General features: G+C 71.5%; 18 protein-coding genes, 1 tRNA gene and 1 pseudogene. 7 read left to right on the top strand and 13 right to left on the bottom strand.

Features of this window, described 5'->3' with window-relative positions; translation table 11 throughout:
- Positions 1-129 precede the first annotated feature (129 nt).
- On the bottom strand, positions 130-1,698 hold the full coding sequence (locus HYE82_RS13975) for an MFS transporter (RefSeq protein ID WP_179174352.1): 1,569 nt from the start codon (positions 1,696-1,698) through the stop codon (positions 130-132).
- Between the two features lie 133 nt (positions 1,699-1,831).
- Positions 1,832-2,491 carry a TetR/AcrR family transcriptional regulator gene (locus HYE82_RS13980; RefSeq protein ID WP_179174353.1) on the bottom strand — a complete coding sequence of 220 codons (660 nt, stop codon included), beginning with the start codon at positions 2,489-2,491 and terminating at the stop codon, positions 1,832-1,834.
- Positions 2,492-2,752: 261 nt separating this feature from the next.
- On the opposite strand from HYE82_RS13980, the gene HYE82_RS13985 reads away from it, so the two are divergent.
- A complete protein-coding gene (locus HYE82_RS13985) occupies positions 2,753-4,030 on the top strand; it encodes a M6 family metalloprotease domain-containing protein (protein WP_179174354.1) in 1,278 nt (425 codons plus the stop codon).
- Here the strand turns inward: HYE82_RS13985 and HYE82_RS13990 are convergent.
- A complete protein-coding gene (locus HYE82_RS13990; RefSeq protein WP_179174369.1) occupies positions 4,017-4,907 on the bottom strand; it encodes a xanthine dehydrogenase family protein subunit M in 891 nt (296 codons plus the stop codon). The genes HYE82_RS13985 and HYE82_RS13990 overlap by 14 nt on opposite strands.
- Positions 4,908-5,185: 278 nt before the next feature.
- Here HYE82_RS13990 and HYE82_RS13995 point away from each other — a divergent pair.
- Positions 5,186-5,258, top strand: a tRNA-Arg gene (locus HYE82_RS13995).
- 91 nt (positions 5,259-5,349) lie between these two features.
- On the opposite strand, the gene HYE82_RS14000 is transcribed toward HYE82_RS13995, so the two are convergent.
- From HYE82_RS14000 to HYE82_RS38025, 7 genes are all read right to left on the bottom strand, one after another.
- Positions 5,350-5,499, bottom strand: coding sequence for a hypothetical protein (locus HYE82_RS14000; protein WP_218782597.1), 150 nt, complete (start codon positions 5,497-5,499; stop codon positions 5,350-5,352).
- 41 nt (positions 5,500-5,540) lie between these two features.
- A complete protein-coding gene (locus HYE82_RS14005) occupies positions 5,541-6,314 on the bottom strand; it encodes a hypothetical protein (RefSeq protein WP_309144316.1) in 774 nt (257 codons plus the stop codon).
- 12 nt (positions 6,315-6,326) lie between these two features.
- Positions 6,327-7,088: a hypothetical protein gene (locus HYE82_RS38020; RefSeq protein WP_256987203.1), complete on the bottom strand. Its 762-nt coding sequence runs from the start codon at positions 7,086-7,088 to the stop codon at positions 6,327-6,329.
- The gene (locus HYE82_RS14015) at positions 7,085-9,868 is read right to left on the bottom strand and encodes a hypothetical protein (RefSeq protein ID WP_179174356.1); all 2,784 of its coding nucleotides are present in this window, start codon (positions 9,866-9,868) and stop codon (positions 7,085-7,087) included. Before HYE82_RS14015 ends, HYE82_RS38020 begins: the two co-directional genes overlap by 4 nt.
- Before the next feature lie 304 nt (positions 9,869-10,172).
- Positions 10,173-10,364: a hypothetical protein gene (locus tag HYE82_RS14020; protein ID WP_256987204.1), complete on the bottom strand. Its 192-nt coding sequence runs from the start codon at positions 10,362-10,364 to the stop codon at positions 10,173-10,175.
- 149 nt (positions 10,365-10,513) lie between these two features.
- The gene (locus HYE82_RS14025) at positions 10,514-12,472 is read right to left on the bottom strand and encodes an MFS transporter (RefSeq protein WP_256987205.1); all 1,959 of its coding nucleotides are present in this window, start codon (positions 12,470-12,472) and stop codon (positions 10,514-10,516) included.
- A 113-nt stretch (positions 12,473-12,585) separates the two neighbouring features.
- Positions 12,586-15,336 carry a hypothetical protein gene (locus HYE82_RS38025; protein ID WP_309144317.1) on the bottom strand — a complete coding sequence of 917 codons (2,751 nt, stop codon included), beginning with the start codon at positions 15,334-15,336 and terminating at the stop codon, positions 12,586-12,588.
- 236 nt (positions 15,337-15,572) lie between these two features.
- Between HYE82_RS38025 and HYE82_RS14035 the strand changes: the two genes are divergently transcribed.
- The 3 genes from HYE82_RS14035 to HYE82_RS14045 all read left to right on the top strand — a co-directional run bounded on the left by HYE82_RS14035 (position 15,573) and on the right by HYE82_RS14045 (position 17,889).
- Positions 15,573-16,313, top strand: coding sequence for a GPP34 family phosphoprotein (locus HYE82_RS14035; RefSeq protein ID WP_179174358.1), 741 nt, complete (start codon positions 15,573-15,575; stop codon positions 16,311-16,313).
- A gap of 260 nt (positions 16,314-16,573) precedes the next feature.
- Positions 16,574-17,458, top strand: coding sequence for a helix-turn-helix transcriptional regulator (locus HYE82_RS14040; protein WP_179174359.1), 885 nt, complete (start codon positions 16,574-16,576; stop codon positions 17,456-17,458).
- A gap of 218 nt (positions 17,459-17,676) precedes the next feature.
- Positions 17,677-17,889: a DUF397 domain-containing protein gene (locus HYE82_RS14045; RefSeq protein WP_179174360.1), complete on the top strand. Its 213-nt coding sequence runs from the start codon at positions 17,677-17,679 to the stop codon at positions 17,887-17,889.
- Positions 17,890-18,027: 138 nt separating this feature from the next.
- On the opposite strand, the gene HYE82_RS14050 is transcribed toward HYE82_RS14045, so the two are convergent.
- The 3 genes and pseudogenes from HYE82_RS14050 to HYE82_RS38975 form a co-directional block, all read right to left on the bottom strand.
- Complete coding sequence (locus HYE82_RS14050) at positions 18,028-18,876, bottom strand: hypothetical protein (protein WP_179174361.1); 849 nt, start codon at positions 18,874-18,876, stop codon at positions 18,028-18,030.
- A gap of 91 nt (positions 18,877-18,967) precedes the next feature.
- Positions 18,968-19,393, bottom strand: coding sequence for a MarR family transcriptional regulator (locus HYE82_RS38030; protein WP_306439580.1), 426 nt, complete (start codon positions 19,391-19,393; stop codon positions 18,968-18,970).
- Positions 19,394-19,486: 93 nt separating this feature from the next.
- Positions 19,487-19,693, bottom strand: a pseudogene (locus tag HYE82_RS38975) (helix-turn-helix domain-containing protein); the annotation flags it as partial.
- A gap of 229 nt (positions 19,694-19,922) precedes the next feature.
- Here HYE82_RS38975 and HYE82_RS14060 point away from each other — a divergent pair.
- Together HYE82_RS14060 and HYE82_RS14065 are read left to right on the top strand one after the other, a co-directional pair.
- Positions 19,923-20,585: a DUF4097 family beta strand repeat-containing protein gene (locus tag HYE82_RS14060; protein ID WP_179174374.1), complete on the top strand. Its 663-nt coding sequence runs from the start codon at positions 19,923-19,925 to the stop codon at positions 20,583-20,585.
- 1,493 nt (positions 20,586-22,078) lie between these two features.
- Entirely contained in the window at positions 22,079-22,516 is a 438-nt protein-coding gene (locus HYE82_RS14065; protein WP_179174363.1) for an NADAR family protein, read from the top strand.
- Positions 22,517-22,547: the final 31 nt, after the last annotated feature.

A 22,547-nucleotide genomic window follows, 5' to 3' on the forward strand; every position in this document is an offset into this window, starting at 1 on the left:
GGTCACGGCGGGGGTCACGGTGTCGCTCCTCGTACGTCCGCGCGGGGCCCCGGGACAAGACGGACCCCGCGTCGTTCAAATTTGAACGACGCGGGGCCGGTCGTCATTCCCGCGGTTCCCCGCGGCCCGTCAGTGGGCGATCGCCGGGACCTTCACCTCGGCCTCGGCGCCGGCGCCGGCTCCGGTCCCGGAGGCGATCGGGCCGCCGGTGCCGGGGCGGCCCGTGTTGACGAAGGTCAGGGCCACGGCCGCGCTGGCCAGGAGGATGCCGACCGCCCACCAGATCGCGCTGGAGTAGCCCTCCACCATCGCCTGGTCCTGCACCAGCTTCGCCGCGGCGGCGCCCGCCGAGGCCTCGGCCGCATGGTCGGTCAGGTACGCGGTGGTCGCCGAGGCGGCGATGGTGTTCAGCAGGGCGGTGCCGATCGCGCCGCCGACCTGCTGCGAGGTGTTGACCATGGCGGAGGCGACACCGGCGTCGGCCGCGGCCACGCCGTGCGTGGACAGGGACATCGCCGGCATGAACGCCGTGCCCATGCCGAGGCCCAGCAGCAGCTGCGCCGGCAGGATCAGCGCCGGGTACGAGGAGCCGACCTCCAGCTGGGTCAGCATCAGCATGCCGGCGGCGGCGACCAGGAAGCCCGGCCCCATCAGCAGCCGCGGCGCGACCCGGGTCATCAGGCGGGCGCCGATCTGCGTGGAGCCCGTGATCATGCCGGCGATCATCGGCAGGAAGGCGAAACCGGTCTTGACCGGCGAGAAGCCCTTCACGACCTGCAGGTAGTAGGTCAGGAAGAGGAACAGGCCGAACATCGCGATGACGGCCAGGCCGAGGGAGAGGTAGACACCGCCGCGGTTGCGCTCCAGCAGGACGCGCAGCGCCAGCAGCGGGGACTTCACCCGGGACTCGGTGAAGACGAACGCCGCCAGCAGGGCCGCCGAGGCGATGAACATGAGCACGGTCGGCTCGGACGACCAGCCGGCCGACTCGGCGCGCGTGAACCCGTACACCAGCGCGACGAGGCCGAGCGTCGAGAGGATGACGCCGGGAATGTCGAGCGGCGCACGGTTGCGGCCCCCGGCGGGCTCGCGGATGACCAGCCAGGCGCCCGCGGCCGCGACGACGGCGAACGGGATGTTGACGTAGAACGTCCAGCGCCAGTTGAGGTACTCGGTGAGGAAGCCGCCGAGGATCAGGCCGACGGCGCCGCCGCCGCCCGCGATCGCGCCGTAGATGCCGAAGGCCTTGGCGCGCTCGGCGGCGTCGGTGAACATGACGGCCAGCAGGGACAGGGCGGCCGGGGCGAGCAGCGCGCCGAAGGCGCCCTGGAGCGCGCGGGCGCCGAGCATCATCGCCTCGCCGGTGGCGGCGCCGCCGAGCGCGGAGGCCAGGGCGAAGCCGACGAGTCCGACGACGAACGCGTTCTTGCGGCCCCACTTGTCGGCGATGCGGCCGCCGAAGAGGAGCAGTCCGCCGAACGCGAGCGCGTAGGCGGTGATGACCCACTGGCGGTTGCCGTCGGAGATGCCCAGGTCCCTCTGGGCGGAGGGCAGCGCGATGTTCACGATCGTCGCGTCGAGGACGACCATCAGCTGCGCCAGGGCGATGAAGACGAGCGCTTTCCAGCGGTTGGAATCGGCAGCCGGCGCCGGGGGCGACGACAGGGCCGGCGCGCTTGTCGCGGCCGTTTTCGGCATGGGGGTACCCACTTCGGTGTGTTCAGCGTGCGGAATGACGAATTAGCCGCTGTTGACGGCGATTAACGGCAATTGACGGCGATTGAATGTGGTTGAAGGCGGTTCGCGACGCCAACGGACCCGACCCGGAAGATCACACGGTCTTCTGCCTGAGGTCGTCGAGGGTGGCCGCCTCACCGGGCAGCACGGAGCGGGCCGGGGCCCTCAACCCGTCGAGGAGGAGCTGGAGATGGCGGTGGACGAACGTGTCCACGCCGATGCAGGTGACACCCGGGAGGGGGCGGCTGAGCTGGGACAGGGCGACCATCAGGTCGCCGACGCCGACATCGGTCCGGATCAGGCCCGCGCCCTGGCCGGCGGTCAGCAGCCCTTCGACCGCCTCCGCCAACTGCTCGCGCGCCGAGATGAGTTCGGGGTGTTCATGGTCGAAGTCGCCGCCGAGCATGGCGCACAGGGCGCCGATCCGCTCATCCGCAGCAGTGTGGGTGAAGCGGCACAGCCCGGCGAACGCGTCGGGTTCCTCGGTGAGCGACCGCCGCGCCTCGGCGGTGACCCGGTCCATCACGAACAGCACGACGTGGTGGACGAGGGTGGCGCGGTCGGGGAAGTGGCGGTACAGGGTGGCATTGCCGACGCCGGCCCGGCGGGCGACCTCGTCGAACGGCGCCCCCGAGCCGTGCTCGACGAACACCTCGCGCGCCGCCGCAAGGATCCGCTCGCGGTTCCGCACGGCGTCGGCGCGCGGACGCGGAGCCGCCGCGGTGGTGCCGGTGCTGGTGCTGGTGCGCGTCATCCGCCGCCTCCTCGACTCGGACTTCTTGAACTTCGTACGGGCCGGCCGACCCGCCGAAACGGGGAGCCGGTCCCCGCTTTGGGGAACACCGATGCAAACGGGGATTGCGTCCCCGGTTATTTCACTCCTTCGTGTGACCTGAGCCACACCCCTGTCCCCGTTCGGCGCACCCCGCGCGCGGGCGCGCCGCGGCCGACGGAGGGTGAGCGCACGGAGCGCAGCCGGGTCCGGCCGGCTGCCGCGGACCCGAAGGCGATCTCCATGCCGCAGACCCGCCACCGGATACGCAGACCACACCGCGCCGGCGCCTACATCGGCATCACCGCGCTGGCCCTCGGTGTCGCCGCCACCGCCAGCACGGGGATGGCGGGCCGCGGGCAGTCCGCGGCGGGGCCCGCCGCCACGGCCGCCGAGTCGGCGCTCGCGCCCTGCCGGATCACCGGCGCGACGGGTGTACAGATGTCCGAGGGCCTGCCGACACCGCCCGGGTACTCCCGGTCGACCGGCGAGATACGGGCGCTGAACCTGATGGTCGACTTCCCCGACGCCAAGGGCGAGGGAACGGCCCTGGACCGGCTGGCGGAGTTCTTCCCGCAGACCGCCGAGTGGTTCCGCACCAGCTCCTACGGCCGGCTCGACTACCGGGCCGAGGCCCCGATCAAGACGTGGCTGCGGATGCCGATGCCGTTCGCCGCGTACGGGATCGAGCGCGGCTCCCCGTACGAGCCGGGCTACCGGCAGCTCGTCGAGCACATCGTGCAGGCCGCCGACCCCGACGTGGACTTCCGCGCGTACGACCTGGTCAACATCCTGGTCACGCCGAACGCCGGGCCCTCGGCCCTGGACACCGTGCTGTCGGTGACCTTCTCCGGCAACGCCGAGGCCCCGGTCGCGGACGGCGTGCCGCTCGCGAACACGTCCTTCATCTACAGCCGGCAGGACGACGGCTCCGGCTCCTACCGGGAGACCGGCTTCCGGGTGCTGCCGCACGAGAACGGACACGTCTTCGGCCTGCCCGACCTGTACACCGCCGACGGCGGGGGCGCGGTCGGGCACTGGGACATCATGAGCGAGGACTGGGGCACCAACAACGACCTGCTGGGCTGGCACAAATGGAAGCTGGGCTGGCTCGACGGCACACAGATCAGCTGCGCCTCGAAGCCCGGCGTCAGCGACCACATCCTGTCGCCGCTGGCGGCCGCGGGCGGCACCAAGCTGGCCTTCGTCCCTCTGTCGGACAGCTCCGGGTACGCGGTGGAGGTGCGGACCCAGGCCGGGAACGACGAGGCCGTCTGCGAACCGGGCGTGCTCATCTACAAGGTGGACTCGCTCGTCGACACCGGGCAGGGCCCGGTCACGGTCCTCGACAGCGCTGCCGGCAGCGGCGGCTGCACCCGCCGCCCCAACGTCCACGGAGAGCTGTCGGACGCGCCGTTCCAGTCGGGCGAGACCTTCACCGACGAGAAGTCGGGCATCAGCATCTCGGTCGTGGGCGAACTGCGCAACGGCAGCTTCCAGGTGCGCATCACCCGCCCGTGAGCCACCGCCCGCGGTCGCCCCGGTACTCCTCCCACGTCCACAGCAGCTGCCGGCGGGCCAGGACGCCGACGGCGTGGCGCCGGTACCCGGCGGTGCCGCGGACGTCGTCGATCGGGTTGCAGGACGCGGCGGCGAGCGCACCGAACTCCCGGGTGAGGGAGGGCGTGAGGGCCTGCCCGGACTCCCAGAACCCGCCCTCCTCCAGCGCCGCGGACAGGAACTCCTCGGCGGTCTCGGCCCGTACCGGGGTGGGTGCGGCGGACCCGATGCCGGTCCGGACGGTCCGGCTCCGCGGGTGCAGGGCCATCCCGAAGGCGCACACGGCGATGACCATGGCGTTGCGCGTGCCGACCTTGGAGAACTGCTGCGGCCCGGTGGCGTTCGCGATCCGGATGGTCTTGATCAGCTCGTCGGGGGCGAGGGCGTTGCGCTTGACCCCGGTGTAGAACGCGTCGATCGGGATCATCCTGCTTCCCCGCACGGACTCCGCCTCGACCTCGGCGCCGGCGGCGAGCAGCGCCGGGTGGGCGTCCCCGGCCGGGGAGGCGGTGCCGAGGTTGCCGCCGACACTGCCGCGGTTGCGGATCTGCGGGGAGGCGACGGTGCGCGAGGCGAGGGCGAGACCGGGCAGCGGGCCGCGCAGCCGCTCGACGATGTCGGTGTACGGGACGGCGGCGCCGAGGACGGTGGTGTCCTCCCCGACCTCCCACTCGCAGAGCAGTCCGATACGGGTGAGGTCCATGAGGTACTCGGGCCGACGGTGGTCGAAGTTGATCTCGACCATCACATCGGTCCCGCCGGCGATCGGCAGGGCCGCCGGGTACTCGGCCTTGGCGGCGAGGGCCTCTTCCCAGGTGGCGGGGCGCAGGAACTCCATGGTCCGGCTCGCATTCATCACGGGGAGGCGGGCACGCCCCCGCCCTACCGAACCCATGAACCACCCGCCCGCCTCCCAAACCGCATCCCGGCCCTTTCCGCCGACACGGCGGGCGGCCCGACGGTCGGGACCGCCCCGGTCGCCGACATGTCCGGCGTGCACGACCGGCGCTGATCCCCCGCCAGGCACGGGCGGGAATCTCCGCGTACGGATCAAGCACCACCCGCTACACTGAGCGCGGTGGCCAAGCCCTCACGGGCTGCTGCTGTCGCAACCCCGCCTTCGTAGCTCAGGGGATAGAGCACCGCTCTCCTAAAGCGGGTGTCGCAGGTTCGAATCCTGCCGGGGGCACATGAGAGAACGGCCCGGAGCGATCATGCTCCGGGCCGTTCGACTGCCCCGCTCGACGGCAACCGGGTCCCGCGACCGTCGCGTGCCCGCCCTACCGGTCGGCCGGGACCAGGGTCGGCCACGTGCTCTCGGCCGGGCGGGCGCGCGCCCCCAGGCCCGCCCGCCGCAGGTACTCGCGCATGAGCAGGCGACGGGACACGACCCGGGCGGACACGTCCTCCCGGTCCCCCGACCGTTCCAAATACCCGAAGGCGCTCCGGCGCTCCTGCACTCCGGACGGGTTCACCGGGAGCCGCCGGGGTGCTCCGTGACGGCTTCGATGAAGGCAGCGGCTTCGATGTCGCCGATCCGGACGTGGCCTGCGCCCCCGGGGTCGGAGCCGGCGTGCTCCAGCTGCCGGGTGGGCTCCCACCGCAGATCGCCGGTGTAGGCCTCGTCGTACGTGCGGCCCTCGTCGGTGCGGCGCCTCAGGATGCCGCCCGGGTTCTCCCGGGTGTATCCGCCGCCGATCCTGGCGTAATAGACGATCTCGCCCTCGGCGTCCAGCGCGTCGAGGGTGGCGGGAGCGAGCGTGGGGAACGGCGTGGCAGCGGCGTTGCCCTCCACGTCTCCCAGCCGGATCATCGTGCCGTTGAGGTCGACGTACTCCTCCAGGCAGTAGCCGCCGCCGCGCTCGTACATGAGCAGCAGCGGCTCGTACGGGTCCGGCAGGCCGGCCGGCAGATCCTGTCCGGCGTCCCGTACGGCCCCCCAGCGCACGGCGGCGCGGCAGGTGGTCCTCAGGGAGGCCGGGGCGAGCCCGTTCAGGAGGTCCTCCAGTTCGGCCGCGACGTCCGGCGGGGTCTGCACCGCGCCCGCGTCGAGGTGCTCCGCGACGTCGAAGAACGGCCACGCCTCCTCGGCTCCGCGGGCCCGGGCCCACAGGGCGGCACGGCGCAGGTACTCGCGCATGAGGAGGGCGCGCGACGGCGCGTGCTCCCAGGCGGCCGCCTCGTCCTCCCAGTCGATCGCGCGCAGCCGTTCCAGCACGGTGCGGGACACAGCGGTGCCGTTCACCCGGTGGGGCTCCTACCGGCCGGCGCCGGCCAGGGCCTGCCCAATCATGTCGGCCGCCTCCATCTCGTCCAGCCAGACCAGGCCGAAGTCCCCGGCCTGCTGCGGGGACGCGGGCAGCGGACGACCGGCCGGCACCCAGCCCGGGCCCTCCCCGCCGAACGCCTCGGCGTGCGCCGCACCGCGTACGACGCGCTGCCGCAGCAGCGGGCCCTTGCGATCGGCGGCCGCGTAGTAGGCGATGCGGCCGTCCGCATCGACCGCGTCGAGCAACGCGCCGTCCAGCGACTGCAGCGGCGGGGAGCCGAGGTGGCCCCGGAGGGTTCCGGGGCGCATCTGCACACCGGTCAGGTCGAGGAAACCGGCGTTGTCCCACAGGAACTCGCCGCCCCGCTCGTAGAACAGGACAAGCGGCTCGTACAGGTCCGGCAGGCCCTCGCCGAACGCCGGATCCTGCGCCCGGAGCGCGGCGAGGCGGACCGCGCCCGTGCAGGTGCGCCTGATGGACTCGCCACCGGTCACCCGGGCCAGGCATTCCCGAAGACCCGCCGCGGTTTCCGCGGGGAGCTCGAATTCCGGGGCCGCGTACGCGGTGACATCGAAGAAGGGCCACTCGTTTTCGACCGAATACGCCTGCGCCCAGACCGCCGCGCGCCGGAGGTATTCACGCATCAGCACACGACGCGACATGACGCGCGCGACGGCGTCGGCCCAGTCCCCCGTCCACTCCACGGCACTCAGGCGCTCCAGCACGGCGGACGCTGCCCGTTCGGTCACTCCACAATCCCCTTCGATCGCAGCTCCTCCAAGAGGGCTGCCGTCACCTCTTCGATGTTGGCCAGACCCGGTGCCAGCTCGATGTCCGGGAGGTCCAGTCCCAGCCTGGGCCACTGGACGAACCCGCCCCGGTTCTCGTTCAGCGCGAGTTCGTGCGCACCGGCGTCACGGGCGGTTTCGGGCCAGTTGTGATAGTACCCAGACTCGTCCGCGTTGCTGTAATACTCCCAGAGATGCTCCCCGTCCCGGATATACGGAAGACCCGCCTCAAGGAAATTGCTTTCCGTGAATTCGTGACCGATATAGCGCTCGAATTTCTGCGCCTCGGCGGGGGTCAGAGCGCGCTGGCCGGCCGCTTCCCAGATTTCCGCGATGTCGCTGCGGGGCGTGAAATAGCCCCGCCGGGAGAGGCCGGGGCCCTCGGTCACCACGTGCTGGGTCAGGAAGAAGTGGGTCCGGACCCGGTCCAGGACGTGCTGGCTGATGCCGGTGTTCTCCGAGATCGCCCGGATGTCCAGGGATTCCGGGTTGGCGCGCACCCCGTCGTAGAACCGCGCCGCCGCGACGTGCTCGGCCGTGGGTTCCTCGATGTAGCGGGCACCGTCCGGCCGGGGCTCTGAGCCTCCGGGCAGGAACGGGTCGTCGCCCGCACCTCCGGGACCGTCTCCGGAGCCGGAGCCGCCACTGTCGCCGTGGCCGCCGCCGGGCGTGGTGTCACCGTGGCCGCCGCCCGCGGACGGGGCGTCGCCGTGACCGGTGCCCGCGGACGGGGCGTCGCCGTGACCGGTGCCGCCCGGGCCCTCCATGCGACCGGCGCCGTCCGTGTGGCCCACGCCGCCCGGGCCGTCCGTGTGACCGGGACCGCCGGTGTGGCCGCCGCCCGTCGGGGGTTCGTGGCTCGCGGAGGGGCCCCTGCCGAGGTCGTCGGCACGGCCGCCGGGGGTGGTGTCCGGGCGGGGGCCGGGGGTGTGGTCACCGACGGTGCGGAGCGGGTCGGACATGTCGGAGCCGAGGCGGATGCCGTCGTCGGCGCGGCCGCCGACGCCGGCGCCGACGAGGACGCGCTCCTCCGCCTTGACCGTGGCCGGCGAGTCCGCCTTCGGGGCGTCGGCCTTGGGAGCGTTCGCACCGGAGTCGGGCCTGCCCGACGGGGTGTTGCCGTCCGCGTCGGGCCTGCCCGAGGGGCTCGCAGCCGCGCCGGCCGTGCCCGGCGAGCCGCTGCCGTCCGCGTCAGGCCTGCCCGAGGGGCTCGCACCCGCACCGGCCGTGCCCGGCGAGCCGCTGCCGTCCGCGTCAGGCCTGCCCGAGGGGCTCCCAGCCGCATCAGCCGTGCCCGAGGGGGTGTTCGCGTCGGTGCCCGGCTTGCCGACGGGGGCGTCTTCCGCGCGCTGGGTGATGTTGCCGGCGGAGTCGTAGAGGTTGCCCTTGGGGTCCATGAACTGCGACGGGCCGTCCACCGGCAGCTTCACCGTGCCCGGGGGCAGGGTGGCGGTCCCCTCCGGGAGCCTGATGGTGTCGTTGGGAAGCTTGATCGCCCCTTCGGGGACGGCCGTGCCCGAGGGGAGGTGGATCGTTCCGTCGGGGAGCATCTTCGCACCGTCCGGCAGGGCGACCGCGCCATCGATGTTGATCTTCGGGATCTCGATGTTGCCCATGCCCTTCAGGCCGGCCATCACATCGCCGATCTTCGAGAACCCGGCGCCGGCGCCCTTGAAGATGTACGTCATCGGGTCGACGGCACGGCCCGCCTTGCCGGCGAAGGACAGGGCCTTGGCCACCGCACCCGCCTTGCCCGCACCGGCGGCGGCGCCGCCCGCGCCGCCCGTGAAGACCGTGGTGAGCACGTTGAAGGTGACCGCGCCGGCCGCGCGGGACGGGTTCGACCCCCACTGGTCCCACGCCAGCAGCGCCTTGCCCGTCTCCTTCATCGCCGTGCGCGAATCCCGCAGCCAGGAGGGCAGCTTGTCCGACGGGGCCGCGAGGAACAGGGGGCCCACACCCGGTATCGCGGTGATCGCCAGGCCCGTCGCGAGCTTGGCCAGGCCCGTCCACGACTGCTTGAAGGTGTCCCAACCCTGCAGGCCGACCAGCCCGCCCAGACCCTTGAGGGTGCCCCACACACCGTCGACGACGACGCCCTTGCCGAAGTCCCAGGCGTGCTCCCACACCTGCCACGCCGGAACCGACTCCTCCACCGCGTCGCCCCACGGCAGGGACTTCGCCTGCTTCAACGCCTCCCCGTCGTAGCCGTACATGTCGGCCGCATTCGAGCCGTCGTTCACCCGCAGCGGCTTGCCGCCCACCAGCGCGACGATCTTCGCGTGCGCGGCCCGCTCCACCGCCTGGAACTGTGCCCACACCTCGGCGATCTCGTTGCGGCGATCGAGGTTCTCCTCGATCAGATCGCCGTCCTCACGCCACTTCTCGTCGTCCGCCACCTTCGAGCGAAACGTTTCCGCTTCCCTCTTCAGGTCCTCCAGCTTCTTCTTCAACGGCGCCACATCACGCGCGTACGCGCCCAGCGCACCCGTGATCGTGCCCATGTCCGTGCTCAGCTTCCGGCCGAGGTCGGAGACCGGCTTCGTCGTCGCGAACAGCTGCTCCGCCTCCGGCGCCTGATAGAACGCCTGCAGACCACCGAAGCTGGAGTGGACATCCCCGGCCTTCGTCGAGACCGCCGTCCCGCCCGACGAGATCGCCTTGATCTGCCTGTCCAGCTCCACCAAGTCACCGGTGAAGACCGGCACCTCGGCCGGATCGACCGGCGCGTTCCCGCTCACCGCCGGCTCCCCTTGCCCTCAACCGCAGACCGCCGCGCCATCCGCACTCCCCCGCACGCTCCAGGCCATCAACTCATGCAGGCCTCCGCCTACTTCTATCACCGCACATCGCATCTGCAATGCCCAGCACGCCGGTTGTGACCCACCCACGACAAACCGCCGGCCGCCGGCCCGGAGCGCACGGGACCACCCTCCGCAATCGCCTGTTGACCTGCCGTGCGCACCGCTCCCGGACCGCACTCGGGCATACGAAGGCCCTCCCGGCCCGGGGCCGGGAGGGCTGGTCGCGGTGGATCGCGACGGGTCAGCTCAGGCCTTTGCTGCGTTCGCCGATGCGGTCACCCTGGGGAGTGCCGGCCCGCTTGAGGCTGGCCTTCGTGTGCAGACCGCCCTTCACCTTGCTCCGCACCGGCCCGTCGAACCCGTGCCCCGTCGAATGCGGCGCCCGGCCCGGCTCCGGCGTCTCGAGAATCCGCTTCTGGCGCTCGTTGATCATCCCGTCGTCAACTCCCTCGGGAAGCATCCAATCGGTCTATTACAGATTATTGGGATCGTATGCACATATGCCAGGAGATGCACCTGGGGCGGGCGGCACCCGGCCGGACCTGGGGCTCGCCCGGGCCCCGCCCCGGATCACGTCCTCGGTCACGGGCGTGGCGGGGCCGGCCGCTGCGCCGGCTCCGGCACGGTCTGCAGGAGCTCCTGCGGGCAGGGCGTCCCCCGCGGCAGCTGGTATTTCGCCGCCACCCGGTATTCCCCCGGCGCCGGGGCCAGCAGCTCCGTCCACACGTCCCCGTCCGCGTCCGGTGTCGGGGACGCCTTGAACAGGCACCCCGCTGTGTTCGCGTACTCCCTCGGCAGCGCTCCCCTGCCCGCGCCCCCGCTCCCGGCGCCCCGCGCCCGCGACGCGGGCGTCTCCTGCGGCGGCGGCACCGGTTTGCCCACGGAGTCCACCAGCCCCAGCCACGGGGAGTGCGGGATCCGCACCAGCACCCTGCCGGGCGCCTTCACGTCCACGACGAGCTGGTCCGCACCGGCCCGGACCACCGTGGCCGGCCCCGACACCATCTCGGTCGGCCGGTCGACCTCGAACAGCTGCCAGTTCGGGTCGCCCCACACCAGCCGGAGGTACGGCAGCCCCTGGCGCACCAGCTTCGCCTCCGCCTCGCCGCCCGAGTCGGGTTTGTCGGCGGGCAGCACCACGTAGTGCACGGCCCACCGCTCCAGCCAGGCGCGGTAGCTCTCGGCGGTGAGGGTGTCGTCGTAGAAGAGCGGGTTCCGCTCCAGGTCGGCCTGCCGGTTCCAGCCGCGGGCGAGGTTCACGTACGCGGGGAAGGCCGAGGACTCGCGGTGGCTGCTGGCCGGCACCACCTCGACCCGGCCCCGGTCGGCGCCCGCCCTGCGCAGCTGGTCGACCAGCGGGGCAAGCTCCCGGTTCCAGGCGGCCACCGGGGTGGTGCGGACGATGTCGGTGATGCTGTTGCTGGTGATCCACACCGTGACCCCGGTGAACGCGGCCACCACCGCCCACCAGTGCCGCGAGCGCCGCGCCGAGAACGGGACCGCCGCCAGCAGCACGGCACCGCCGAACAGCATCACCATCCGGGTGACGTTCGACCCGACCTGCGAGTCGACCGCCCAGGTCAGGACCACGCCGAGGAGATAGATCGCCGAGGCCAGCCGGACGGTCTTCCACCGCTTCGGCACGAGGAGCAGGATCGCCAGGGCGCTGAGGAACGGCGGCACGGCCGAGCCCAGCTTCATCGGCTGCGTCCCGGAGAACGGGAACAGCCAGGCCGACAGCCCGACCACCGCCACCGGGGCCAGCCCCAGGGCGTACGCCCCCGGCCGCCGCCGGCTCAGGAACAGCGCGGCCGCGACCACCCCGAGGAACAGGCCCGCGACGGGGCTGGCGGCGGTCGCGAGCCCGGCGAGCGGGGCCGCCACGGCGGCCTTGGCCCAGCGCCGCCGGGCCCACTTGCGGGGCCAGCAGAACACGGCGGCGACGGCGCCGAGCGCGAACATCGCGCCGAGCCCGAAGGTCACCCGGCCGGAGAGCGCGTTGCAGAACAGGCCGTACACCCCGGCGAGGGCCGGCCACAGCGGCTCCCGCAGGGCGCCGCGGCAGCGGGTCAGGATCAGCGCGCACAGCCCGGCCGAGACCGTGCCGGCGATCATCATCGTGGTCCGGACACCGAGCATGTACATCACATACGGCGAGACCACGCTGTACGAGACGGGGTGCATGCCCCCGTACCAGGCCAGGTTGTACGCCGAGTCCGGATGGCGGCCGACGAACTCGGCCCAGGCGTCCTGGGCGGCGAGGTCGCCGCCGCTGTTGGCGAAGCAGTAGAACCAGACGACGTGCAGGACGGCGGCGAGGACGGTGGCGACGGCCACCGGATGCCGCCGGGCCCAGTCGAGCGGACCGCCGGGCCCGACGAGGGCAACGGGAGCGACAGGAGCGACGGGCCCGCCGGCAGGGGCTCCGGGACCTTCGGGCTCACCGACGGCCTCCGGTCCGTCCGGTCCGCTCCGGCCCTGCTGCTCAGCGGTGGTCACTGGTCTGCCCTGCTCCCCGGTCCGTCCCGTCCATTCGTTCATGCCGTCCCGTCCGTCGCGGTCCCGGTTCCGGTCCGGTTCCGGGTCCTAGACGCGCACCGGCGCCCCGGGGTTGCCCGGGGCGCCGGTTCCGAGTTCACCGCTGTCGGCGGTGATCAGCCGATACGGGTCAGTTTGCTGCCGATGCCCGGCGCGGCCAGATCGCTCTTCAGCGCCACCGGCACCTTCACCTGGCTGGCCCCCTCGCCGACGGTCAGCATGCCGACCTCGGTGCCCGCCGTCGCGGTCTGGGGGAGCTTGCCGTCACCGCTGCTCATCTTGATCTTGACGGTGAGCGACGGCCAGCCGACCGCCTCCACGTCCGCCGTGGCCACGACCGGGGTCCGGCCGCCGAGCCCGTCGTCCACGTACCCGACGACATCGCCCTTCTTCACGACGGCGGCGCTGGTCAGCGACTTCTGCGTGGCCACCATGAGGTTCTTGCTGTGGTTGATGGCCGTGCCGAGGATCGGCACGCCGTACTGGGCGAGGACCGCGCCGACGATCAGCTGGTTGGTGTTGCCGACCTTCTTCTCCGCGGCGAAGAGCAGGTTGCCGCCCGCCTTGGTGGTGGAGCCGGTCTTGATGCCGATCGCGCCGTTGCCCGGGGCGATGAGGTCGTTCCAGTTGCGCCACCACTTGCCGTACTGGTCCGTGTAGCCGTTCAGCTTGGTGATGGCGATGAGCTCCGGCATTTCGACCACCTTCAGGCCGAGCTTGACCTGGTCCTCGGCGGTGCTGACCGTGGTCGCCTCCAGACCCGAGGGGTCCGTGTACGTCGTCTTGGTCATGCCGAGTTCCTTGGCGGCGTCGTTCATCTTCTTGACGAACGCCTCCTGGTCGCCACCGGCGTCCCAGCGGGCGAGCAGCCGCGCGACGTTGTTCGCCGACGGGATCATGAGCGCGGCGAGGGCGTCGTACTGGGAGATCTTGTCGCCCTCCTTCAGCGTGTTGACGGTCGACTCGCCCTCGGACTCCTTCTTGCCGTCCTCCACCGCGGCCTTGTCGATGTCGATCATCTGACCCTTCTCACCCTTCTTCATCGGGTGGTTCTTCAGGATCACGTAGGCCGTCATCGTCTTGGCGACACTGCCGATGGGAACGGGCTTCTGCTCGCCGAAGCTGCCGAGGGTGCCGAGGCCGGACGCCGCCATGTACGCCTGGCCCTCCTTGGGCCAGGGCATGGCCGGGGCGGCACCGTCGAAGGTGAAGGTGCTCTTCGCGGTCATCGTGAGCTTCGGCGCCGGCAGCGGGCGCACCAGCTGCACGACGGCCAGGACGACCAGGAGCAGGATGGCGATCGGCGTGTAGATCTTCAGCCGCCGGACGAACGTCCGCATCGGGCTCGGCGGCGGAGGCGGGTTGTTCGTGAGCTCCGCGAGCAGGTCGAGCGGCGGCCGCGGCGGCAGCGGCTGCTGGGTGGTCCGCTCGGTGCGCTCCGGAACGGCGGTCGAGGCCGCGGCCGAACCCGTGGTCCGGGGCGGGGTGGCGGTACGGGCCTGGGCCGGCGCGGAGGGCACGGCACCGGCCCCGGCGGGCTTCGGCGCCGAGGCCGGACCGGAGGAGCCCCTCGCGGGCGCTTCGTCCCTGCGCAGCGGCACGAACGTGCTCGGCTTCCCCGCGCCGGCCGGCTTCGCCGGCGCGGGCCGGGAGGCGGCCGGCTTGTCGGCGGCCGGGGCGGCCGGCGGCTTCACGGCACGGAAGACCGTGGTGCGCTCGCTGTCCGAGTCCTCGGCCGAGGGCTTGGCGGCTGCCGCCGGGCCCGAACCGGAGCCGGGCTTGGGCGCACGGAACACGGCGGTGCGCTCGCTGTCGGAGTCACCCGCGGCCGACGGCTTCGCCGCTCCTGCGTCACCGGGCTTGGCCGAAGCGGAACCGGAATCCGAACCGGAACCGGCCCTGGAACCAGCGCCCGGGCCGGAACCCGAGCCGGAACCCGAGCCGGAACCGGGCTTCACGGCACGGAAGACGGCGGTGCGCTCGCTGTCGTCCGCCGTACCCGACTTGTCCGCTTCGTCCACCGACGACTTGGCGGAGGCACCGGCACCGGTCTTGGCCCACGACGGCGCACGGTCACCGGGCCGAGCAGGCGCCTTGCCGGAATCCACCCCGGCGGCATCGGTCTTGCGGGGATCCGACGGAGCGGCATCCGCCTTGGCGGCGTCCGACTTCACGACGTCCGACTTCACGGCGTCCGACTTCACGGCACGGATGACGGCGGTGCGCTCGACGGTGAGCTCGCTGTCGAACTTCTCCCCCTCCGGCTCCGCCGACGCCTCGCCGGCCGCGGTCCGGTCCGAAGCGGAATCAGCGTCAGCATCGGCGTCCGCGCCCTTGGCCGAGCCCTTGCCCGCGTCCGAGCCGGAGCGGGACTCCGACGCCTGCTCGGCGTCCCCGTCATCCTCCTTGGCCGGAGCCTCCGCCGCGGCCGAGGGCTCGTCGTCACCATCGGTGTCGTCAGCGGCGTCCTCGCCGTCGCCGCCGCCCTCGCGCTCGCCCTCGCCCTTGCCCGATGCGGAAGCGGAAGCAGAAGCGGAAGCGGAAGCAGAATCCGAGTCCGACTCGAAGTCGGAGTCGGAGTCGGAGTCCATTTTGGGCGCGCGGAACACCGCCGTGCGCTCGTTGTCGACGGACGCGTCGGCCTCGGCCTCCGCCTCCACAGAGGAGCCTTCAGAGGAGTCCGCGGCGGGGTCCGCGGCCCGGTCCTCGGAATCCCGCGACCCCGCGTCCCGTACGCCGCTGCCGGAATCCCCGCCACGAGGGGCGGAACCGTCGCCCGCGGCTTCGGCGTCACCCTTGCCGGATTCGGGTTCCCGCGGACGGAACACCGACAGCCTCGGGTCGCGTTCCGCGGAGGACCTCGCCACCCCCGGCGTTCCTTCATCAACCGACTTGTCGGGGGACTCGCCCGCCACCAGTTCCTCCTCGATCGCCGCCGCGTGCCCGGCCGTCCGAATGTCTAACAGTGTCCCGCGTCGGGGGCATCGCCCAGGTGCTAGACGAGAACGACATAGCGCTGGTTCCCCCACAAAGCGACCAGGCGCTCTCGACAGATGAATGTGAGAGGCGTCACCCTGTCACTCATCCACGCGGGGAGGCATGGATGGGCAGGAGCCGCAGAACAATTCCGGAGGAGCTTCTGCTGCTCGCTTTGGACCCGGCCACGGGTACCACGGCGCAGCCGCAGTCGCTCGACCTCGGCCTGGCCGGGGCACAGCTAGTGGAGCTGGCTCTGGCAGGACGGATAGCCCCTGACGGGGATCGTATCGCCGTGGTGATGCCACGGCCGACAGGAGATCCGACTCTGGACTCCGCACTGGAACTGCTGCGCAGGCGCGGCAGCCCGGTCCGGGCCGTCCACTGGATCGGCGGACCCCGGCTGGGGCTCCGCCAGGTGTACCTCGCCCACCTGGAGCGCTGCGGCATGGTCCATGCCGTCGCGGGCCAGATGTGCGGTGTGCTGCCGACGACTCGCTACCAGGCGACGGACACGGCCATCAGCCGGGAGATCCGTGCCCGGCTCGACAGTGCGATCCGCACCGGCGTTCCGCCGGACCCGCGGACCGCGGCGCTCGCCGCGCTGGCCCACGCTGTCGGTCTCGGCAAGCACCTGTACCCCGGCAACGAGGGGCGGTCGTCGAGGTCCCGGCTGCGGGACCTGATCCGGCACGACCCCATGGGCGGTCTCGTGGCGCACGCCGTCATGGACGTCCAGAACGGCGTGGCCGCACAGCCGCGCCGGGAGCGCGCATCGGCAGCGCCGCCGGCAGCCCGGGCCACGGCGAACGGCGTTCCGATGCAGGCACGCCGTACGGGAGCGATGGCACGCGCCGCCGCGCACTGAAAGCCGTACCGCTCCGCCACCGGCACCACCGGCACCACCGGCACCATGCACCGAAGATCCGCAGATCCACCACAGGTCCCACAGCTCCACCGCAACGCATCCGCAACGCGGGGTGACGAGGCCGGTTCCGCCAGGCCCCGTCATCCCGCGCACCTGTGTTTCCGGGCCGTTTACCGGCGCCGCCCCGCCCTTCGATGGCAGTCTGCTCACCAGTAGACACGCAGAGAGACGCGATCAAAGAAGGCGGAGGTGCCGTTCACGTGGCGTCCAATGTCAATCCCACCGTCCGACGCCGCCGACTGGGCATGGAGTTGCGCAAGCTCCGCGAGGACAAGGGCATGACGGCCGAGCAGGTCGCCGAGCGCCTGCTCGTGTCCCAGTCGAAGATCAGCAGGCTGGAGAACGGCCGCCGGTCCATCAGCCAGCGCGATGTCCGCGACCTGTGCGACGTGTACGAGGTCGAGGACCGCAGGCTCGTCGAGTCCCTCATGCAGATGGCCAAGGACTCCCGCCAGCAGGGCTGGTGGCACGCCTTCGGCGACATCCCGTACAGCGTCTACATCGGGCTGGAGACGGACGCCTCCAGCCTGCGCACGTACGAGCCCCAGATGGTGCCCGGTCTGCTGCAGACCCCGGAGTACGCGCACGCCCTCATCCGCGGCGCCGCGCCCGAAACCGGCCCGGCGGACGTGGAGAAGCGGGTCCAGGTGCGCATGCACCGGCAGAAACGGCTGTCGGAGACGGACAACAACAACCCCGAGATCGGGCCGCTGCGGCTGTGGGCGGTCATCGACGAGGCCGCGCTGCGCCGGCACGTGGGCGACGCCCAGATGATGATCGACCAGCTCGAGTACCTGATACAGCAGTCGGAGCAGCCGTACATCACGGTGCAGGTGATGCCGTTCTCGATGGGTGCCCACCCGGGCATGAACGGCCAGTACGCGATCCTGGAATTCCCGGACGCCACCGACTCCACGGTCGTCTACATCGAGGGCGTGACGAGCGATTTGTACCTGGAGAAGGCCAACGACGTTCAGAAGTACAGCGTGATGTACGAGCACCTGCGCGCGCAGGCCCTCAACGTGGACCAGACGCGGCAGTTCATTTCGGACATCATCGCCGAGTATGCGGGCAAGGCGAAGTAAAAGGGGAGCAAACCGGGCAGGTGGCGCGGGGGCCGGTCACGGTACACCGTCACTCCCCAGCCACAGAAGTCCTGAATGGAATATGCCACCCGGTCGGGTGAATGACCTCTTCGCCCGTCGGAAGGTGCCGGTAGCGTCGATCACGTCGGCCCGGGAAGATCCGGATGGCCGACAATCACCCCCACCCACCGGCACTTTCTGCTGCATCGGAGAGAAACATGGCTATTCGTCAGGGCGCCACGGACAACTGGACCAAGTCCTCCTACTCCGGCGGAAACGGCGCTTGCGTCGAGGTCAAGTCGCCCGTCGTGGAGACCATCGCGGTCCGCGACTCCAAGGTGCAGGATGGCCCGTCCCTCGCCTTCGCCCCCGGCTCCTGGACCTCGTTCGTGACCGGCGTCACCGAGGGTCGGCTGGGTCGCCTCGCCTGACTGCCGGCCGCAACACCAACACCCCCATATCGCCCGCACACCCGTACTCCCGTGTGCGGGATCGCCTGAAGCCCTCTCGACTGGCCCGCCGTCCCGGCCGAGGGGGCTCGGTCGTACCCGGCTGCGGTAGGCCGTCACCTACCGGAGCCGGTCGACGTACCGATCGGTCCCGGGCACGGTCGGAACGAACGGCGCCACCAGCTCCACCCGCCCCATCCCCGCCTCCGCGACCTCGGCGTCGAGCCCCCGGAACAACCCGTCCCAGCAGGTGCGGGGATCGGTCTCCAGGAACCACAGCAGCGTCAGCCGGGTGTCGACCCCCTCGACCTGCTTCACGTACGCCATCCGGTCGCCGGGCAGCGGAGTCGGCCGGAACACCGTCACCATCGCCGCCGGTGATCCCTCCAGCCGCCGCGGCAGGGCGCGCGACCGCAGCCATTCCAGCAGCTCCGCCCGGCCGCCCGGCCCGTCGGCGTCGACGACCTCCAGGACGAGCCCGGCGTACGGATGGTCGAGGGCGTGGAAGTCCCGCGGGCCGGCGGCGCCGTCGCGGTAGACGGTGGCCTCGTGGTCCTGGAAGGCCGTGAAGACGTGCGTCCGGTCCCGGTAGACCCGGGCGTCCCGGTTCAGCCGCTTGTTGATGCCGACGGTCCACTTCATGTGCTCGTCGTAGCGGCCCTCGGTCACCCAGTACGTCGACAGGTAGCAGCCCGCGGTGACCGGCCGGGCCACGGCCGACTTCTCCGGATAGCGCAGCTCCTGAAGGTCCCGCGTGGCCACCCAGCGGCGGCCGGCGTACATCCAGGGCATGGCCATGGCTCCGGCGTAGTAGTGGTCGTCCTCGTACCAGCGGTTATACGCGTATTCGTGGCCCGGGTGCGGCTCGACCATGGTGATCAGCGCATGGCCGGGCCGGACCCCGTACGGACCCACGGCGGCCAGCGCGGCGTACGCGTCGACTCCCGGCTGCTGCTCTGCATTCGACATGCCCTGGGAAATACCTGACACCACGTCAAACGGCCAGTCCCTGCACACGCTCAATCCACCGCAGAACCGGATGCCGACCACACCCTCCCGGTCAGGGGGCCTCCTCTGCGCGTTCGGTGTGGAGGACTTCGCGGGCCTGCTCGGCCGCGCGGAGGATGCTCTCGCCGATGAAGTCGAGGAAGCGTGCGATGTTCTCCAGCCGGGCGGCGGCAGCGGTGTCGCGGCCGAGGACGGCGACACCCTGGCGCGCCGTCTGCACGAGCTGCTCGTTCGCCCGGGCGGCGGCGATCGTCGACTGGTAGAAGAGTTCGTCGTCGACGATGTAGCGATCACGGCGGCGCTCGTCGCGCTCTCGGCGGACGAGGCTCTGGCTCTCCAGGAAGGCGATCGCCTTGGAGATGGAGGCCGGGCTGACCTGGAGCCGCCGGGCGAGCTCGGACGCGGTGACGCTGCCCGCATCCGTGGTGAAAAGACAGGTCAGCACCCGGGCCGTCATCTTGGGCAGGCCCTGGCCCATGAGGACGGTGGTGAGCACCTCCTCGTACTCGGCCACCGCCTCGGCGTCGCGCCCGTGCGGCTGGGGGGCCGCCTCCGCCCCTCGGGCGGCGGCGGGCTTGCGCCGGTGGGCGCGGCGTTCGGTGGCGCGCTGGGCGAGGTCGGCACGGTAGGCGGTGGGGCCGCCGTTGCGCATCACCTCACGCGTGACCGTCGAGGTCGGACGGTCGAGGCGGCGGGCGATCTCGGCATAGGGGAGGCTGTCGGCCAGCCCCAGCGCGATCTGCTGGCGCTCCTGCTGAGTGAGTCTGCCTCCCGGCATCGCAATCCCCTCGCTGATCCTTGCACGGTGAGCCCATCATAGCGTTCACCCTCCATCCATTGCAATGATCCATACCCGCCCCGTTGCATTGAAAAGCCACCCGTTGCAACGTTTTACATGCTTTCACCTGCGGAAACGCGAATCTGACGCAACAAGCATGTTGCCCATCAATGGAAAGCAACGTAGCTTTTCCATCGTCAGAAACGACGACCGAGCAACGGAGAACATGATGCAGAAGTTCGACACCCCCGCCACGATCTCCGCCGTCCTGGAGATCCCCGCGGGACGCGTCCAGTTCATCGCCGCCAACCGCACCGACACCACCGTCGAAGTCCTGCCCGCCAACCCCTCCAAGAGCCGCGACGTCCAGGCCGCCGAGCAGACCACCGTCACCTACGCCGACGGTGTCCTGCGCATCCACGCCCCCGAGCCCAAGAACCGGCTCACCGGCTCCGGATCCCTTGAGGTCACCGTCCAGCTGCCCGCCGGCTCGCACATCGAGGCCAAGACCGCCGCCTCCGAACTCCGCGCCGTCGGCCGCCTGGGCGACGTCGCCTTCGACGGCGCGTACCGCCAGATCAAGATCGACGAGGCCGCGAGCCTCCGCCTCACCGCGACCGACGGCGACGTCGAGGTCGGCCGTCTCGACGGGCCCGCCGAGATCAGCACCCTGCGGGGTGACATCCGGATCGCCGAGGCCGTGCGCGGTACGGTCGTGCTCCACACCCAGTCCGGCGACATTGCGATCGCCGCCGCCCCCGGGGCCTCGGCCACCCTGGACGCCGGCACCGGCTACGGCCGCATCGACAACAGCCTCAAGAACGACGGCACCGCCGAACTCGCCATCCGCGCCACCACCACCCACGGCGACATCACCGCCCGCAGCCTCTGACGAGCGGCGGTCGTACGCAAGTCGCCGCCCCCGCCGCGGGGGCCTTGAAGAGAGGGCCAACGGGCCGACGTCAACTCGGCAGCGCGGAGGCCGGTGAGGATGTGGCGGGCGGTGGCGGTGGGGTCGGCGGAGGCAGAGGCAGAGGCAGAGAGGAGGGCATCGGCCACGGGACCGGAAGTGGGACCAGGGCCGGGAGCACCGGCGGCGACGAAGGCCTGATCGGCGTCAGGAGTGGAATCCGGATCCAGGTGAGCAGGATCCCGCTCGGCCCGAGGTGGTGAGGTGTCCGGGGGCGTCCCGTCAGCCCATTGTCTTCCCGGTTCGGGCCGGTCCCTCAATGGCGCTCCCTGCGGTCGCGTCGCTGCGCGATGGCCTTCGGCCACCATTGACCGACCGTCCCGCCCCGGAATGCCAACAGACTGCCGGGAAGCCCCCGAAGGATGGCCAGGGGGGACATCTTCAGGGACGGCCCCATCAGAGATGCAGGCGGCGGTAGTGGCCGCAGTGGCCCCCGGTGCCGGGGGCTGCGGCAGCAGTGGCGACGGCTCCGGCTCGGACTCCGGGTCGGCGGGCGCCTGCCCTCCGTCTTCCGGTGCCGCGCCCGGCCCCGCTCCTGGTCCCGGTTCGGTGCCGTTGCCCTCACCTGGCGCCGGGGTCGGTTCCGGTGCCGCGCCTGGTTCCGAGACCTTCCCCGGCGCTGGGCCCGTCCCTGGCGACGGCCACTCCCCTTCCGCCGCCCGAGGGGTCGTCGACGCGTGCCGCAGGGCCGCCTGCGGGCGGTTGTACGAGATCGTGCGCGTCACGATCTGCCCCGACCGCAGCCTCTCCCGTGCGCGGGCGAGGTAGTCGTGCTCCTCCAGTTCGCGCAGGGCCTTCGCGATGCGGTACTCGCCCTCTGGCAACCGTCGGCTCAGCGCTTCGATGCTGACCGGCGTTCCTTCCGGCAGCGACTGGATGTAGACGGCCAGCCCGCGTGCCGCCAGTGACAGTTTGCGGTGCTGGGCGAGGTGGTTGCCGACCACGACGAAGTGAGTCTCGTGGGGAACGTTGACGTGGATGACACCGGATCGGGGGGACCCGGCCGGAATGCGCGACTGCGCGCGCCTGCCCGCGCTAGGGTGCTGGGAAGCCATCGGGAAGCCGTTCTCTTCCTCGTGGTCAGGCCCTCGTCGGGATTGCCGTCCCGGCGGGGGCTGACTTGTGTCTGGGGTTGTCGTCGCGGCGAGCATATGCCCGCAACCGATGTGTATTTCCAGTGCAGTTGGCACAGTTCACCCGTGTGAGCGACGGATGTCCAGGGTGGTGACGTGGTGGGTTGGTTGGTTGTTTTCCCCGTTTCTTTAGAGGGGTAGGCGACACGCGCACCGCGGCGCGTGCCGCCCGCATCGCGGTGATCGCGACACGGTCATCGACCGCCTGAGCAGGCAAACCGGTTGCAGAGGCGGGGCGGCGGCTGGCAGCGTGCCAGTCCTGTGACCGCCGCGAGGGCTGGGATGACGATCTATTTCTACGGCGCCGACGAGGTGCCCTACGGCTGCTTCTCCAACTTCTCCGCACACGGTGTTGATCTCGACGGGCACTGGTGGCCGACCGTCGAGCACTACTTCCAGGCACAGAAGTTCCTCGGCACGCGCCATGCGCACGTGATCCGCCAGGCCTCAACGCCGCTGCGGGCAGCGGAGCGGGGCCGCGACCGGTCCAAGCCGCTGCGGCGCGACTGGGAGCGGGTGAAGGACGACGTGATGCGCCGCGCCGTGGACGCCAAGTTCCGTACACACGCCGACATCCGCGAGATCCTGCTGTCGACGGGGGACGAGGAGATCGTCGAGGACACGACCTCCGACCACTACTGGGGCCGCGGCAGGACGGGCACGGGGAAGAACATGCTCGGCCGCATCCTGATGCGCACCCGCACCCGGCTCCGCGCGTAGTGCGCGAAACTTCGGACCGTGGCCTCACGGA

The organism is Streptomyces sp. BR123, assembly GCF_013401435.1.
GTDB lineage: Bacteria > Actinomycetota > Actinomycetes > Streptomycetales > Streptomycetaceae > Streptomyces.

What these genes read in the sequence shown, in the direction of transcription:
- HYE82_RS13975 (WP_179174352.1), bottom strand. Translation starts at nt 1,698, where the DNA reads ATGCCGAAAACGGCCGCGACAAGCGCGCCGGCCCTGTCGTCGCCCCCG.
- HYE82_RS13980 (WP_179174353.1), bottom strand. Translation starts at nt 2,491, where the DNA reads ATGACGCGCACCAGCACCAGCACCGGCACCACCGCGGCGGCTCCGCGT.
- HYE82_RS13985 (WP_179174354.1), top strand. Translation starts at nt 2,753, where the DNA reads ATGCCGCAGACCCGCCACCGGATACGCAGACCACACCGCGCCGGCGCC.
- HYE82_RS13990 (WP_179174369.1), bottom strand. Translation starts at nt 4,907, where the DNA reads ATGGAGTTCCTGCGCCCCGCCACCTGGGAAGAGGCCCTCGCCGCCAAG.
- HYE82_RS14020 (WP_256987204.1), bottom strand. Translation starts at nt 10,364, where the DNA reads ATGATCAACGAGCGCCAGAAGCGGATTCTCGAGACGCCGGAGCCGGGC.
- HYE82_RS14025 (WP_256987205.1), bottom strand. Translation starts at nt 12,472, where the DNA reads ATGAACGAATGGACGGGACGGACCGGGGAGCAGGGCAGACCAGTGACC.
- HYE82_RS14035 (WP_179174358.1), top strand. Translation starts at nt 15,573, where the DNA reads ATGGGCAGGAGCCGCAGAACAATTCCGGAGGAGCTTCTGCTGCTCGCT.
- HYE82_RS14045 (WP_179174360.1), top strand. Translation starts at nt 17,677, where the DNA reads ATGGCTATTCGTCAGGGCGCCACGGACAACTGGACCAAGTCCTCCTAC.
- HYE82_RS14050 (WP_179174361.1), bottom strand. Translation starts at nt 18,876, where the DNA reads ATGTCGAATGCAGAGCAGCAGCCGGGAGTCGACGCGTACGCCGCGCTG.
- HYE82_RS38030 (WP_306439580.1), bottom strand. Translation starts at nt 19,393, where the DNA reads ATGGGCCAGGGCCTGCCCAAGATGACGGCCCGGGTGCTGACCTGTCTT.
- HYE82_RS14060 (WP_179174374.1), top strand. Translation starts at nt 19,923, where the DNA reads ATGCAGAAGTTCGACACCCCCGCCACGATCTCCGCCGTCCTGGAGATC.
- HYE82_RS14065 (WP_179174363.1), top strand. Translation starts at nt 22,079, where the DNA reads ATGACGATCTATTTCTACGGCGCCGACGAGGTGCCCTACGGCTGCTTC.